Source organism: Priestia megaterium, from assembly GCF_009497655.1.
Taxonomy (GTDB): domain Bacteria; phylum Bacillota; class Bacilli; order Bacillales; family Bacillaceae_H; genus Priestia; species Priestia zanthoxyli.
Genome location: NZ_CP023317.1, coordinates 2,990,748 through 3,005,723, shown reverse-complemented (window position 1 = coordinate 3,005,723; position 14,976 = coordinate 2,990,748). Strand labels below are relative to the sequence as shown.

At 39.1% G+C, this 14,976-nt stretch carries 17 protein-coding genes; 6 read left to right on the top strand and 11 right to left on the bottom strand.

What is annotated here, in order from left to right; genetic code table 11:
- Nucleotides 1–21: 21 nt before the first annotated feature.
- On the bottom strand, nt 22–585 hold the full coding sequence (locus CEQ83_RS15145) for a YitT family protein (protein ID WP_028414372.1): 564 nt from the start codon (nt 583–585) through the stop codon (nt 22–24).
- A gap of 360 nt (nt 586–945) precedes the next feature.
- On the opposite strand from CEQ83_RS15145, the gene CEQ83_RS15140 reads away from it, so the two are divergent.
- Both CEQ83_RS15140 and CEQ83_RS15135 read left to right on the top strand, forming a co-directional pair.
- Nucleotides 946–2,115, top strand: a complete 1,170-nt coding sequence (locus tag CEQ83_RS15140) for an MFS transporter (protein ID WP_028414371.1) — start codon at nt 946–948, stop codon at nt 2,113–2,115.
- Nucleotides 2,116–2,301: 186 nt separating this feature from the next.
- Nucleotides 2,302–2,748, top strand: coding sequence for a GNAT family N-acetyltransferase (locus tag CEQ83_RS15135; RefSeq protein WP_028414370.1), 447 nt, complete (start codon nt 2,302–2,304; stop codon nt 2,746–2,748).
- Between the two features lie 328 nt (nt 2,749–3,076).
- On the opposite strand, the gene CEQ83_RS15130 is transcribed toward CEQ83_RS15135, so the two are convergent.
- A complete protein-coding gene (locus CEQ83_RS15130) occupies nt 3,077–3,433 on the bottom strand; it encodes a hypothetical protein (protein ID WP_013083823.1) in 357 nt (118 codons plus the stop codon).
- A gap of 66 nt (nt 3,434–3,499) precedes the next feature.
- A complete protein-coding gene (locus CEQ83_RS15125) occupies nt 3,500–4,366 on the bottom strand; it encodes a YitT family protein (protein WP_014459409.1) in 867 nt (288 codons plus the stop codon).
- A gap of 162 nt (nt 4,367–4,528) precedes the next feature.
- Between CEQ83_RS15125 and cobT the strand changes: the two genes are divergently transcribed.
- Nucleotides 4,529–5,566, top strand: a complete 1,038-nt coding sequence (cobT, locus tag CEQ83_RS15120) for a nicotinate-nucleotide--dimethylbenzimidazole phosphoribosyltransferase (protein ID WP_028414368.1) — start codon at nt 4,529–4,531, stop codon at nt 5,564–5,566.
- A 58-nt stretch (nt 5,567–5,624) separates the two neighbouring features.
- On the opposite strand, the gene CEQ83_RS15115 is transcribed toward cobT, so the two are convergent.
- Nucleotides 5,625–5,789 (bottom strand): hypothetical protein, encoded by a 165-nt coding sequence (locus tag CEQ83_RS15115; RefSeq protein ID WP_155017376.1) that lies wholly within the window; start codon nt 5,787–5,789, stop codon nt 5,625–5,627.
- Between the two features lie 288 nt (nt 5,790–6,077).
- On the opposite strand from CEQ83_RS15115, the gene CEQ83_RS15110 reads away from it, so the two are divergent.
- A complete protein-coding gene (locus CEQ83_RS15110) occupies nt 6,078–6,758 on the top strand; it encodes an FHA domain-containing protein (protein WP_028414367.1) in 681 nt (226 codons plus the stop codon).
- 15 nt (nt 6,759–6,773) lie between these two features.
- Here CEQ83_RS15110 and CEQ83_RS15105 read toward each other — a convergent pair whose 3' ends face one another.
- The 3 genes from CEQ83_RS15105 to CEQ83_RS15095 all read right to left on the bottom strand — a co-directional run bounded on the left by CEQ83_RS15105 (nt 6,774) and on the right by CEQ83_RS15095 (nt 8,586).
- Nucleotides 6,774–7,541, bottom strand: coding sequence for a class I SAM-dependent methyltransferase (locus tag CEQ83_RS15105; RefSeq protein WP_028414366.1), 768 nt, complete (start codon nt 7,539–7,541; stop codon nt 6,774–6,776).
- Nucleotides 7,542–7,728: 187 nt separating this feature from the next.
- Nucleotides 7,729–8,190 (bottom strand): DinB family protein, encoded by a 462-nt coding sequence (locus CEQ83_RS15100; RefSeq protein ID WP_028414365.1) that lies wholly within the window; start codon nt 8,188–8,190, stop codon nt 7,729–7,731.
- Nucleotides 8,191–8,310: 120 nt separating this feature from the next.
- A complete protein-coding gene (locus tag CEQ83_RS15095; RefSeq protein WP_013057736.1) occupies nt 8,311–8,586 on the bottom strand; it encodes an AbrB/MazE/SpoVT family DNA-binding domain-containing protein in 276 nt (91 codons plus the stop codon).
- 413 nt (nt 8,587–8,999) lie between these two features.
- Between CEQ83_RS15095 and rpsN the strand changes: the two genes are divergently transcribed.
- The gene (gene rpsN, locus CEQ83_RS15090; protein ID WP_028414364.1) at nt 9,000–9,269 is read left to right on the top strand and encodes a 30S ribosomal protein S14; all 270 of its coding nucleotides are present in this window, start codon (nt 9,000–9,002) and stop codon (nt 9,267–9,269) included.
- 29 nt (nt 9,270–9,298) lie between these two features.
- Here rpsN and CEQ83_RS15085 read toward each other — a convergent pair whose 3' ends face one another.
- A complete protein-coding gene (locus CEQ83_RS15085; RefSeq protein WP_194273195.1) occupies nt 9,299–11,743 on the bottom strand; it encodes an N-acetylmuramoyl-L-alanine amidase family protein in 2,445 nt (814 codons plus the stop codon).
- A 571-nt stretch (nt 11,744–12,314) separates the two neighbouring features.
- On the opposite strand from CEQ83_RS15085, the gene CEQ83_RS15080 reads away from it, so the two are divergent.
- On the top strand, nt 12,315–12,848 hold the full coding sequence (locus CEQ83_RS15080) for a GrpB family protein (RefSeq protein WP_028412757.1): 534 nt from the start codon (nt 12,315–12,317) through the stop codon (nt 12,846–12,848).
- A 35-nt stretch (nt 12,849–12,883) separates the two neighbouring features.
- Here the strand turns inward: CEQ83_RS15080 and CEQ83_RS15075 are convergent, their stop codons facing one another.
- The 3 genes from CEQ83_RS15075 to nfsA all read right to left on the bottom strand — a co-directional run bounded on the left by CEQ83_RS15075 (nt 12,884) and on the right by nfsA (nt 14,948).
- On the bottom strand, nt 12,884–13,564 hold the full coding sequence (locus tag CEQ83_RS15075) for a DUF4397 domain-containing protein (protein WP_033580604.1): 681 nt from the start codon (nt 13,562–13,564) through the stop codon (nt 12,884–12,886).
- A 115-nt stretch (nt 13,565–13,679) separates the two neighbouring features.
- On the bottom strand, nt 13,680–14,117 hold the full coding sequence (locus tag CEQ83_RS15070) for a hypothetical protein (protein ID WP_028412759.1): 438 nt from the start codon (nt 14,115–14,117) through the stop codon (nt 13,680–13,682).
- Nucleotides 14,118–14,210: 93 nt separating this feature from the next.
- Complete coding sequence (nfsA, locus tag CEQ83_RS15065; RefSeq protein ID WP_028412760.1) at nt 14,211–14,948, bottom strand: oxygen-insensitive NADPH nitroreductase; 738 nt, start codon at nt 14,946–14,948, stop codon at nt 14,211–14,213.
- Nucleotides 14,949–14,976: the final 28 nt, after the last annotated feature.

Here is a 14,976-nt window from a genome sequence, read left to right as displayed (position 1 = left end):
CTGAAACTTCAAGCGTTTTTTTTATGAAGACAGCCATCGCGGAGAAGTGAAGAGCATAATCATTATGCTGCTCATCGTAATAACAAGCATGGAGTAGCAAAAAGCTGTAAATCCGATAATATGTAAGCCCACTATCATAATCGTACTGTCTAAGATAAAAATGGTTATTCCTATATTGATTTTCCATTTTTTTGATACAATAATAGCGATTAAATCCAGACCGTCCGAACTGATGCCGTAGCGAAGCATCAGTCCTATTCCCATTCCTACGAGTGTGCCTCCAAGCAATGAGCTAAAGATCAAAGGAAGCTCCAGCGTGCCTTCGAGAATAGACAGCCATTCTGTCATAAAAAAAGAAACAAACAAACCTATACTTCCATAAAAAAAGTTTTGGCGATGACGAAAAAAAGCATATAAATAGACAGGTACGTTCAAAAAGAAAATGGACATTCCGATAGGAGTTCCAAACACATAATATACGATAAGCCCAAATCCTATAAGTCCACCGTCTAGTAAGTGATACGGAGCAATAAACCCGTTTAGCCCTAGTCCAATTAATAAGCTGCCACAGCAAATCGAAACCACTCTCGAAAAAATATTCCTCACCCTATACGTTAAATTTTAATGGGAGTACTCGTCCATCTATGTATATGACAAGCTTAGGTTATTTAGAAGTAAAGAAGAAGAAAAAAGAAAATTATGTAAAAAGTATTGATTCTATAACTCTGATATTCTATAGTTAATCTAACTTCGTTTTCACGACAATTTCTTGATTTTTTACCATACTGTTTAACTGTTTGTATTTTTTAATATATAAAAAAGTTGTGTTCTGTAAAAAGCATACGATTGTAATAAGTCGATAAAAGCAAGCCGTTATATAAAGGGGTTGATTACGTGTAGGATTCTCTTTCTTTTCAGTCATACTAAAAAGAAAGAGGGATTGTCGTGAAAAATCGTTCCGTACTTTTTTTATGGTTTGGTCAAAGCCAAGCTAATTTAGCAGATGTATTATATATTGTTGCGTTAATAAGCATTCTTTACGCTCAAAATAGTTCTCCTGTGCTGCTTTCATGCATTCCGTTTACCATTACGGCTGCTAAGTTTTTGAGCAGTTTTACGGTGCCTTTTCTTATAGATCGCTACAGAGCTAAGCGTATTCTTGTGGTGTCTCAGCTGTTAAAAACCAGTGTTTTGTCTATGTTTTTCTTGTGGCATATGTCGCTTATCAGCATGCTGTGCTGCGTGGCGCTTATTGCTTTTTTCGATGGGTGGGCAGCTCCGGTTCAAAGCTCTATGCTTCCTCATTTAGTAGATAAAGAGAAGCTGTTAAAATGGAACAGTATGTTTAATGTCACGGATCAAACGATTCAAATTGCAGCCTATCCGCTTGGAAGCTTTCTGATTATTAGCTGGGATGCTACCGGCCTTTTATGGCTGTCATTTTCGTTATTTAGTTTGTCACTCATATTCATGCAGGCCATTCGCATGAACGTTCATTCTTCTAAAACAAAGCAAAAACAAGGGTTAAAAGAGGGATGGAAGCTAATTTGGCATTATCCGCGCCTGCGGGTTTTATTAGTCATGGAGGTTTTAGAAGGGATGGCTGCCGGCGTTTGGGCATCAGCTATTGTCTACGTGTTTGTGAAAGAAATATTAAATAAAAATGAAGCTTGGTGGGGATATATTAACAGCAGTTTTTTTGTTGGAACGGTTCTTGGTGGTTTCGTTTTGCTGAAGATTTCAGTTGAGCAAGAGAGAAGTCTTTATCATATCGTAATACTAGGCAGTCTTTTTTCAGGTTTCTTTACATTATTGTTCGGAGTGATATCTGTGCCGTTTCTTTCCCTTTTACTTAGTTTTACTATTGGCATTGCCCTTCAAATAAGCGCTACGTGTTCTTACACGCTTACACAAACGGCCGTTCCTTTAGAAAAGCTTCCTAAGGTGCTTTCCGCTACGCTGAGCGTTTCATATGTGACGTTTGGGCTTTCGGTGCTGCTGCTTGGCGCTGTTGCTTCGCTAAATGTGACGGCGGCGTTTCTAACGGCAGGAGGACTGATTGTAATCAGCGGCTGCGTAGGTTTATTCTTACGAAATTATGCGCTTGCTAACTAAAAAAGGTTGCTGTTTGCAACCTTTTTTTAAAACAGCGTATTTTCTCTCCTCAACCATAAGCCGTATAAGGTTGTTTGCTTTAAATATCCCCTTGTGTAAAAGTAGGGAGCTTTTCACGAAAACGAAAGGAAAAAAAGTATAGCTATCGAATTATGTTAAGAGCGTTGAGCTAAAAGGAGTGATTAAATGGTTGTCATTCGACAGGCGGTTGAAACTGATCGAGAGCGACTGGCTACGTTAATGCAAGAATATATAGTGAAATTCTGCGAGCAGCCTGACCCTTCCCGGAAAGCTTTAACTTTACATATTAAGCGTCTATTGAATAATCCTTCCTACGGTATCCAGTTTGTTGCTGAATTGGAAGGGAAACTAGTAGGTTTTGCGACGGTGTACGTATCGTGGAGCACCCATTATTTTAAAGAAACAGGCGTCTTAAAAGATTTGTACGTATCTCCTTTAAACAGAGGAAATAAAATTGGTGAACGTTTGTTTAAGATTTGCCTTGCCTATTCTCAAAAGTATGAGTTTGCAGGAATGACCGCTGAGTGCAGCAGTGAAAATAAAGTTGCTCAAAACCTTTATCAAAAAATGAACGGTAAAGAAAATGAAGGGGTTCAATACCGTTTTTTTTAAGAGAAGTACAGCTTTTACTTTTAAGACTTCTACTAAATGGCAAAAATATGTTATAGTATGAAAAGTGAAATTGATGAAAATGTCGGTGGGCTATATGTTAGATGATGGTATGAATAGTAGGGGGAAGTTGGACTAGCTGTTTGAAAGGCGGCCATCCTATTTTTAGTATAGCCGCAAGGAAGGAGCAGGACCTTGAAAAAAAATCCAATCTTAAACGCGTGGAAAATAGTAACTGCGACGAGCGGTTTTTTACTTGCGCTGTTTATCTTTAAAGTCCGAAAAGGAAGATAACCATATAAAAAAAGCTCCTCGATTGAGGAGCTTTTTATTATTTAGTAATAGGAAACGTCAAGGGAGTCACTGTTGATAAAGAATCTCTGTAAGAATGATAGGTGAAATAATGACGTGTTGGACTATAAATAGTCATGTAAAGTAAATAATCATATTTCGTTTCCATATAGAAAAAAACGCCGTCTGCGTGGAGTGTATAGAAAGAGTACGAAATCCCGAGCAGCGTTTGCTTTTGTACGCTTGTGCTTGGATTTTCTTTAATCCATTCATACAGTTCAAAAACACTGACTCCTGGTGATGATTGCAGCGTATGTACTTTGTCATATAACTTATCAGATACATCGGAAACCGACTGTTTTAATTGATGAAATAAGTTGGACATTTGTTCTTTCATTGTGGTGAGCTCCTTTACAGGTAGTCAGCTATTAGCATGCTCAGAGAAATCCACGCTTATGTATAGTTAGTGAATGGCTGATTTGAATTTGCCGCCCTGCGCTTCCTGGGTATCCATAATGGTTGTAAATGCATGTGGATCAATTTCAGAAATAATAGTTTTAAGCTTGGTAATTTCTAAACGCGTCACAACTACGTATATGACTTCTTTTTCTGTACCTTCAAATCCGCCTTTACCATACAGTTTCGTCACGCCGCGGCCTAGACGATGCGTAATAGCGTCTGATAGCTCTTCATAGTGATTTGAAACAATAAAAGCTGCTTTTGTTTCATCAAGCCCTTGAATAATCGCATCGATTGTTTTAGAAGCAATATAGTACGTAAGGATCGAGTACATGGCTTGTTCCCAACCTAGCACGAACCCTGCCCAAGCGAAAATAAAGATATTTAAAAACATCACAAATTCGCCTACAGAAAACGGGATTTTTTTTGTTAATAAAATACCTAAAATCTCAGTTCCGTCTAATGCTCCACCGTGACGAATGACCGTTCCTACACCTGCTCCTAACAGCAGCCCGCCAAATACAGTAGCAAGAAGCGGTTCAGATGTTACAGCTGGAACATGGTGCAATTGAGATTCTACAATGGATAAAGCAACAACTGCAAACATAGATGAAAAGCAGAAGCTACGACCAATTTGTTTGTATCCACTATATAAAAAAGGGAGATTAAAGATGATGATAAGAAGACTGAACGGCAATTTTGTTAAGTAAACTAAAATTAGAGAAATACCGATAATACCGCCGTCAATGACGGAATTTGGGACTAAAAATAATTCGATAGAAACGGCAGCCAAGGAAGCTCCAATTAACATCATAATGTAGCGATAAATGAGCCGACCTGCCTTTTCCTTTTTGTGCTGTTTCGTTGTCATAAAATCTTTCCTTTCAACATACTGCCTATACGCAACTCTTACTAGTATAACTAAGTCTTGGGAACTCTATCCAATTATCTACTTTAAAAAAGACTAGCCAGAATAAACAAAATCCTGTTAAATTAAACGGTAGACATTTGCTGAAATAAAGGAGCTGTACATATGATAAACGTTTATATTCCACCGCTTCAAACAAGCGCTGGCGAAAAAGCGGCACGCTATATTGATACATTAACCAAACCGATAGGAAGCCTTGGAAGGCTCGAAGAAATAGCAGTTGAATTAGCGGCCATGACTGGGGAAACCTTTCCGACAGTCACGCCGCCAGGAGTCCTCGTTTTTGCAGGCGATCATGGAATTGTAAAAGAAGGAGTTTCAGCTTATCCTCAAGACGTAACGGCACAAATGGCGCTGAATTTTTTGCAGGGAGGAGCAGCTATTAACGTGTTTAGCGGGCAAATAGATGCCCAGTTCAAACTGATTGACATCGGCATTGCTTCTGACCTTTCCCACAAGGACCTTGTACAACGCAAAGTGAAGCTGGGCACAGCAAGTTTTTATAAAGAAGACGCGATGACGCGCAGTGAGGCAGAATTGGCTGTTCAAGTCGGATATGAAGAAGCTGAAGAGCTTATTGCCCAAGGAATTAAATGTTTGATTGTGGGAGAAATGGGCATCGGAAACACTACGTCAAGCACGGCTATTTTAGCTGTATTGACAGGAGAAAAAGTCTCTAAGCTTGCAGGAATGGGCACAGGGATTTCTGACGAACAACTGCGCCACAAAGTGAAGGTAATTGAAGAAGCGCTGCAAAACAGGCACATCAACCCTCAGGATCCGATTGATATTATTAGTAAAATAGGGGGGCTTGAAATTGCAGGGATGACAGGTGCTATGCTGGCGGCAGCTGCTCACCGTATTCCTATTTTAGTAGATGGTTTTATTTGTACAGTTGCAGCTCTTCTGGCGACAGAAATCAATACACAAGCAAGAGACTATATGTTTGCTAGTCACGAATCTGTTGAACAAGGTCATGCGTGTGCAATGAAGCTTCTTGGCAAGAAACCGCTTCTCAACCTCAATCTTCGGTTAGGTGAAGGAAGTGGAGCTGCTGTTACATTTCCGCTGCTGCACTCGGCTTCGCTGATGATTGCTAATATGGCTACGTTTCAATCTGCGGGAGTGTCTGAGAAAGAATAAACCTAAAAAAGACATGGGAACAAAACCATGTCTTTTTTCTTTATTTTATAAAAAAATCTTATATTTTTAACATCATAAACCAATAAACGCTAAAGCTAGCACCTGTTAAAATAAATGATCCAATAATTAACAATACCAGTGCAACGCGTCGTTTAATCGCTTGAATTTCTCTATCTTTTGGCAAACGTCCCATTGGTCTTCCTCCATTATGTAAATATTTCACGTATTTTCCTATTTTACTCCGCTTTAAAAAGAGAGAACATATGTCAAAGTTACTAAAAAACAAATTATTTTACAAAAAAATTGTATCCACGTTACAGCAGGGCAAAGAATACGTATTTTTTCAGTTAGAAAAGGACTGCTCTAAAGGTTTACTTACATGGCAACAACCTTTATCATATAACTGACTATACTATGATGTTATCCAAAGTTGGAAGAAATCTCAATAAATGTGAGTGTTATAATTACATGATAAGAGTCAGAAAATTTTAAAAAAGAGTGTGAGCAAACAATGAACGGTATGTTGATTATTCGGAACGGTGCTCCTTTTGATGAAGGAGCTTCCGTGCCTATTCCAAAAGATAAAGCTTGTATTATCGGACGAAGCAGTGAAGAATGGGAGCCTTATCTGGCCTTTCAAAGTGCTTACATTTCACGCAAGCATTTTGAAGTAACGTACGAAAGCAACGCATTCTTCATTACAGACTTGTTTAGTAAACACGGGACAAAAGTAAACGGAGAAGAGTTACAGCCTGGAACCCCTCGTTTCTTGAAAGAGCAGGATGTCATTACCTTAGCAAATGAGGAGGCAGCTTTAGTATTTAGAAATGATGATATGGATGCAACCCTCGATTTAGGACCTTTGCTAAAACAAATAAATAAGCCATTTTACACATTAGATCCAATTTTGCAGAAAGTAAAAGTAAAAGAGGAAACGTATATTCTGTCAGATAAAGAATACGCGTGCTTAGCTTACCTTCTAGAATATAACAATCAATTTGTTTCAAAAGAAGCATTAAAAAAAAGCGTTTGGCCTGAACGAGTAGAGTCAAATGGAGAAATTCTGGTAGCAGCGGAAGAGCTGAATGCGCTGATTTACCGGGTTCGCAAAAAAATAGGAACATATTTAGAAATCGAAGTGATTCGAGGAAAAGGATATTGGCTGCACTTTAACGAAAATGGACGTGAATAGAATCACGTCCATTTTTTAATCTCGTTTTACAGCATGTACACGTATATGTTTAGCTTCTGCTAGCCAAGATCCGTTTTGAAATAGTTTGTCTTGCATTCGATTTTCTAAGCGCGTAATGAGGACATTTTTAGTTTCTGTCGTCACGTGAGCAAAAAGAGGGGCTGCATTTGTTTCGAGCCAATTACGCAAGCCGTTTTCCCCTTTTAACAAGAGGGGCCGGCTGTAGTGTATGGCCGTGGTGACTTGAAAATTCTGTGATTCCAAAAGAGAAGAATATTCAGCTACAGAAGGGAAGTACCATGGGAAATCTACATCGTTATAAGGGATATCAAACGTTTTAAATTGACGAATGATTTCTGTGAAAATTTCGTCCATGTTTCCTTTTCCCCAAAATTCTGCTACAAATCGGCCATTTGGTTTTAAAGCATTGTAAATGTTTTTAATGACAAGGTGAGGGGGACGGATATCGTGTAAAGTTGCATTGGAAAAAACTGCGTCAAATTGTTCGTAATAAGGAAGGTTAAGGGCGTTTAACTGTTCAAAGGATAGAGTCGGGTACTGATGACGAGCCTGTTCAATCATATTTTCAGAGCAATCGATACCCGTTGCACGGACATGAAGCTTATTGAGCTGCGAAATAAATTCGCCAGTGCCACAGCCAATATCTAAAATATGTTCGCCAGCTTGAGGAGAAAGAAGGTTCATAGCACTTCCTCCAAATGAAGAAACAAACGGAAGATGATACACTTGAGCAATTTTTTGTTGATTAACAGTTTGACTCATGAAGTGATTCCTCCTTTGTAAAAGATGATGACGATCGTTTTATAAGAAGAAACAAGCTTTGAATAGTAGATATGAAGTTATTGATAGAATTATACCATATATCTTACTTATTATGCCGAAAACTCCAAAGAAAAAGCGCACCAAACTTCTAGCTTGGGCGCTTACAAGTCGAACTATTTTATAACCATTAACCGAACTGAACAAATAGAGGAAGATCTGTATGACCCATCTCACGTACGTAGACGTATAAATTTCCTTTATGATGAATTTCATGGTCAATGGCCATTTGTAAAAGCTGTCTTCCAGGAAGCTTTCTTCCAAACGCTGCAGTTGCGTCAATGGTCTTGTTTAAGTCATCTTCGCTAAGTGAGCGTAATACGTCTACTGTTTTGTTCGTATATTCAGCTGCAAGGTCCGATAATGACTTACCGCCAAAATCAGCTTTTTGACCAAGTGGAGATAAATCACCGGATTTTACCACTGATGCAAATGCATAAAAGGATGTTAAAATATGCGTAGATAAGTCAAAAGCTGACATAGATGTCGGGGCAGGCTTGTATTCGTAGTGACCTGCTTCAATTTTGTTGATTAATTCATTAGTTACGTTTCGATGTGCTAAAAAGTGATGAGTCATTTGTTCAACTGTCATGATAAAAGGCTCCTTTATTATGTATTCGCTTCTGAGTATAGCATCTGAAAATCAGAAAGCGAAGAAAAAACTTTAATAAAAAGAAAAACAGCTGCTTACATGCAACTGTTTTTCTTTTTATTAGAAATTACGTTGTTTTAACTCTTCAAGTAATAACTCCATACCTTCGCGGCTTAAAGTTAATTTGCCATCTGCGATTGTTACGTTGTCAGAAGATACTTCACCAGTAATCGCACAAGCACCGTTCGGCTCATATTTCTTTAAAATAATTCGATCTGTTTCGACAAAAATTTCAACAGGATCTTTTACATCTATTTCAAGAACACGTCTTAACTCTTTAGGAATTACGATACGACCTAAATCATCTACTTTTCTTACAATACCAGTCGATTTCATTTTTTAATCACCTTTACTTTTATATTTTATTGAGTACACAAAATATTATTTTTGGAATTTCTAAGATGATTATATACTAGATAACCGCTAAATTTGTCGAAGTTATTAATATGTAAATGAACTGTAATATTATTGAAATATTATCTGTAAATACAAATCCTCCTACAAAATGGAATATGTAGGGCTCTTTGTATGATATAGGAGATGAAGGAATTAATTACATTTGACATACAATTTTATTTATGTTTATACAGCAGTTTAGGAGAGAGGATACATGTAAGCGTGGAAGCAAACAAGTTGAAAAAATGAAGAAAATATGATTAAATTTAAAAAGTAACTTGCTCAAAACGATTAAATCGTAATGATTACGTATTTCAAATAAAAATTGATAAAGCGAAAGGATGACAAAGAGTTTGGCTAAAAAATCAAAAGTTGTAAAAGAACAAAAGCGCCAAGAGATAGTAGCGAAATATGCGCAATTGCGCCAAGAGTTGAAGGAAAAAGGAGATTACGAAGCGTTAAAAAAATTGCCTAGAGATTCTTCACCAACGCGCTTAAATAATCGCTGCCGCGTTACCGGTCGCCCTCGAGGCTATCTTAGAAAATTTGAAATGTCACGCATTGCTTTTAGGGAATTGGCCTACAAAGGACAAATCCCAGGTGTTAAAAAAGCAAGCTGGTAGTATAAAAGCCCTCATTATGAGGGCTTTTATTATTTATTAGCTGCAAAGTATCGAGCAATTCCTTGATAAATACCTGTAGATATTTGCTGCTGATACGCATTAGAAGAAACAATTTGCTCATCGTGAGCATTTGATAAAAAGCCTAATTCAAGAAGTACAGCACGCTGGTTGTTTTCTCGAGTAACATAATAATCTCCAAAACGAACCCCCATATCCTTCATAGAAGGCGCATTTTCAGCCATGCTTTCTTGAATGTATTTTGCTAATTCTTTATCTTTAGCTTCACTGTAATAAAATGATGCGATGCCGTTTGCAGAAGATGAAGTAGAAGCGTTATAGTGAACGCTGATAAATGCATCTGCATGCTTTGCTTCACTAACGTTCACACGTCCGCTCAGTGAAATAAAAGTATCGTTTGAACGCGTCATAAATACATTTGCTCCGGCATTAGCTAAGCGGCTTGCCACAAGTTTTGCGGTTGTTAACGCTAGGTTTTTCTCAATCGATGACTTGCCTGAAGTGCCAGGGTCATATCCGCCGTGCCCAGCGTCTACCACAATAATTTTATCTTTTAAAGCAGCAGATGGGGAAGGCAAACTAGCTGAAGTTGTAGAACCAGCCGCAGCTGTTAACCCTTTTGACACCCATGCTGTTTGACTTGCAGAGTACTGAATTTGCACCCAGTCATTCGTTTCGCCTACTTTTTTGAATCGTTCGCCTGCTTTTGCTACACGGATAATGCCCGCGCTTAAGCTCGGCTGACTGCGTAAATTTGAAGCTTTTGTAATTTGAATCGACTGGGCTGTTTGTGAAGACTGTCCGGAATCAGCTTGTAAATACTGACTTGCTACCCAGCCCGTTTGACCTGATGCTGTTTTAATCTGTGACCAGGATCCGCTTTCTTTTACCACCGTTACTTTGGAACCCCGGGATAAGTTCGTCACGACCGATGCGCTTGTGCTCGCAGAAGAGCGAACGTTTAATGAGCTAGCGTTAACAACAGCTGACTTGGATGTTGTAGAACCCGAGTTACTAGTCGGTGTAGAAGAACCGGAGCCTGCTTGTAGGTACTGACTCGCTACCCAGCCCGTTTGACCTGATGCTGTTTTAATCTGTGACCAGGATCCGCTTTCTTTTACCACCGTTACTTTGGAACCCCGGGATAAGTTCGTCACGACCGATGCGCTTGTGCTCGCAGAAGAGCGAACGTTTAATGAGCTAGCGTTAACAACAGCTGACTTGGATGTTGTAGAACCCGAGTTACTAGTCGGTGTAGAAGAACCGGAGCCTGCTTGTAGGTACTGACTCGCTACCCAGCCCGTTTGACCTGATGCTGTTTTAATCTGTGACCAGGATCCGCTTTCTTTTACCACCGTTACTTTGGAACCCCGGGATAAGTTCGTCACGACCGATGCGCTTGTGCTCGCAGAAGAGCGAACGTTTAATGAGCTAGCGTTAACAACAGCTGACTTGGATGTTGTAGAACCCGAGTTACTAGTCGGTGTAGAAGAACCGGAGCCTGCTTGTAGGTACTGACTCGCTACCCAGCCCGTTTGACCTGATGCTGTTTTAATCTGTGACCAGGATCCGCTTTCTTTTACCACCGTTACTTTGGAACCCCGGGATAAGTTCGTCACGACCGATGCGCTTGTGCTCGCAGAAGAGCGAACGTTTAATGAGCTAGCGTTAACAACAGCTGACTTGGATGTTGTAGAACCCGAGTTACTAGTCGGTGTAGAAGAACCGGAGCCTGCTTGTAGGTACTGACTCGCTACCCAGCCCGTTTGACCTGATGCTGTTTTAATCTGTGACCAGGATCCGCTTTCTTTTACCACCGTTACTTTGGAACCCCGGGATAAGTTCGTCACGACCGATGCGCTTGTGCTCGCAGAAGAGCGAACGTTTAATGAGCTAGCGTTAACAACAGCTGACTTGGATGTTGTAGAACCCGAGTTACTAGTCGGTGTAGAAGAACCGGAGCCTGCTTGTAGGTACTGACTCGCTACCCAGCCCGTTTGACCTGATGCTGTTTTAATCTGTGACCAGGATCCGCTTTCTTTTACCACCGTTACTTTGGAACCTCGGGATAAGTTCGTCACGATAGACGCGCTTGTGCTCGCAGAAGAGCGAACATTTAATGAACTGGCGTTAACAACGGCTGACTTGGATGTCGAATTTGCCGTAGACGTACTGTTTGTTTGTGTTTTGTTTATGTATTGAGATGAAATCCAAGCTTCTTTACCGTTATACGTAATTTTAGCCCATCCCTTGCTTTCATCTACTATATTAACGGTGTTTCCCTTCGTTACTTTTCCAACGATAGCGCCGCTTGTACTAGGCGTTGCACGTACATTTAACGATGTAGCAGTTACTTTGGCCGATTCAGCTGCATCTGCGTCAATCGAATGCAAAAGCAATGAAGAGCTTAAAAGAACAGAAGAAACGGCTGTGTACATGACATGTTTTTTATTCATTTTTTCCTCCTTGCAAATTACAAATTTCAACATAAGTTAATTAGTATACAAAGCATATATCGGCAAATAGCCCAAAATTTTGAGTTAAATCTACTATTATCTCATAATGCCGATATTATCCATCATACTATATGTCGAATTTCAATTGTATAATGAATTTGAACTATCTGCCATCCTTAACGATAAAATTTTACATTAATGTAAAATATAATTATATCAAAGGTGAAATGTAGGGATATTAAGGGCATTTAAAGGTCTATAGTCCTTTGTTCACCGATGTTTTGAGGACATGTTTTATACTAGAAAAAATGTAAAATAGTATAAAGCAGCTGAATGTGAATATGATAGAGGAGAGATAGCACATAAAAGAGTATCTATCTTTTGGAGGAGGAAACATCCACAATTATGAAACATTCAGAATAAAAACAACAAAAACATATAAAATAATACAAAGCCTGTCTATATCGATGGAAAAGTTCATAGCATAAACAAAAAGTAAATAGTTAGAAAATTCTTTCTTTTTATTTTAAAACATGGTACAGTATAAAAAAGTGAAAGGGTGGAAACTGATATGCGAAAGATTGTTCAGTATGAAACAAAGTGGTCGCTTTTGTATCAAATGGAAAAAGAAGCGTTACTTAATACACTAAAAGATTTTTCAGTAGACATCGAACATATTGGAAGCACGTCCGTTCCAGGATTGGCAGGTTCACCAATCGTTGATATTTTAATCGGCGTCAAACGCGAAGAAGACATAAATGAAGTGCGCGCTATATTAAAAAATAAATCTCACGTATACGTAGCGGAAAAAGAGATGTTCGTCTTATTAAAAGAAGGCGTTCCAGCTGCACATTACCCTCCAATTATGACCGCTAAGAATGCTCGTAAGCTCATTCCACATGATGCTAGAAGAAGTCATGTGTACGTAACGGTCAGTGAATCACCTTACTGGAATGAACGAATTAATTTCAGGGAGCAGTTACGCTCGAGCGAACGTGCTAGAAAAAAATATGAAGGTATGAAATACGAGCTTTCAAAACGATTGTGGAACGATATTTCTACCTATGAGTACAAAAAAGAAGAATTCATTCAGCGCAGTCTATAAAAAACGTCATTTCAATTGAAATGACGTTTTTTTAATTAATTATCTTGTAAAACAATGGTCTCAAGCTTATCAGCAGTATTTACTGCGAGAACCGTATAGTTTTTACCGCTTTGAAGATTTGTTCCAGGAAGACTTAGTATTTCTTTTCCGTCTGCTGTGGAAACAGATAAATCATACGAACCCGGATTTACTACTTGATAACCTGAAATGCTTTTAAAAGACAGATCTTTAAATAAAGGAGCAGCCCCTTTAGGACCTACGTTTACCGCAGGAGCATCAGGAGATAAATGAGCAACACGTAAGCTTGCTTTTCCATCCATCCCTTGCTTATTATTCGTGAAAGCCTGCAGTTCAAGATTTTCGGCTTTATTTACAGCGGCTACTGTATACGATTTTCCACCGTCTACAACAAGGGTAGCTTCGATGATGGAATCTTTTGTTCCTTTTGTCTTCGCTTCGTATACTTCTACTTTATGAGAACCAGCTGACAAAGGCAGAGAGTTGGAGACATCTTTAAACTTTGCTCCTTCTACTAAAGCTTTGTCATCCACAAAAATGTCTACAGCTGGAGCATCCGGTGAAGCATGAACGATACGAACTTCTGCATTTTGAGCTGGTCGCTCATCTGCAGCAGGAGGTGTTTCAGCGGCAAATACTAACATGCGGCTAAGTGCCAAGAAGGCAATCACTGCTACCATTACGAATAGTCGTTTCATCAAGTATCACTCCTTTTTTAGTATACACAGCTTTATGTAAAGAGAAGGACTGTGCAGTTGTTAGCGTATACTAAATAAAATCAACTATTCGTTTGTTTGTTAACTTTTAACGTGTTTACTGAGATTTCTGACGGAAAAATCGAAGAATAGCCAAAATATTGTACAAGGTTGTTAAGAGCCACGTCAATAAAAAGCCTAGGCCAAGTCCGATATTGGCATCTATATACGTATGCGTGAAGTCATCATATACGACGTAGGCAAGAGGAGCAATTGACAGTAAAAGGAGAAGAAAAAACAAAAGTGTTTTCCATCTGCTTAAAGTGAAGGTTAGATAAAAGAAAAGGAAAGCGGAAAACAATAGAAGACCGTCTCGAATAGCCCAAGGTAAAACGCCGATATGTGGATTAGCGAGAAGAAAGGTTGGAACAATTGAAAGGAGGAAAAGGAGAGACAGCAAAGTCACGTGAAGGGTGTTCTTTTTTGTAAAAGCCGGTATCAATAAAAGCGCTGCCGTTGCACCTAAAAGAAAATTACAAATTAAAATAAACTCCATCCAAACACCTCATTTATCGAGTATTACTTTTAGTCTATTCAAGACGCTGTTAAAGTAGATAAAAAAAGCTGCGATGTTTATCGCAGCTTTTGATCATTCGAATTTAAATCCTTGTTTTTCAAGCATCGCTCGAACTTCTGGATAATAAATGGTTTTGTAAATAGCGGATACAGTTTGTGACCAGTTGCGGTCATCTGCACCGTTTGTTCTCTTTTTCATATACTCTGCCATTTCAGCATCATAGTCTTGAATCAATGACTTTAAGTCATGATTATAGCTTTCACGATGGTGCACAGCAGCTTGTGGTAATCGAGGCTTTTTCGCAGAATGATCTGCCGGATGTCCAATGACAAGACCGCTTACTGGGAATACGTATTCCGGTAAATCTAGGAGTTCAATGACTTCTAGTGGCTTTCTGCGAATTCCGCCGATTGGTACTGTACCTAAACCGAGTGACTCTGCTGCAACTGTTGCTGCTTCTAAAGAAATTCCAGCATCGGTTGCCCCCACTAAAATTGACTCAAGCCCATCGGTTACGCCAAGAGGCGCATCGTTAAGCTCAGCTGCAATCTTAGCACGATTAAAATCTGCACAAAAGATTAAAAATAGAGGAGCTTGGTCAATCCACGCTTGGTTGCCCGCAAGCTCTGAAAGCTTTTTCTTCTTTTCTTTATCTTGGACGCTAATAATAGTTACTTGCTGTCCGTTAATAGAAGAAGCGGCTGACTGAGCAGATTGAATAATTGTATCTAAATGCTCGTCGCTTACTGCTTCGTCTGTATATTGACGGATAGAACGATGATCTTGAATTGTACGAATTGCTTCATTCATGATGCGTCATCCTTTCAAAGAAGTTATT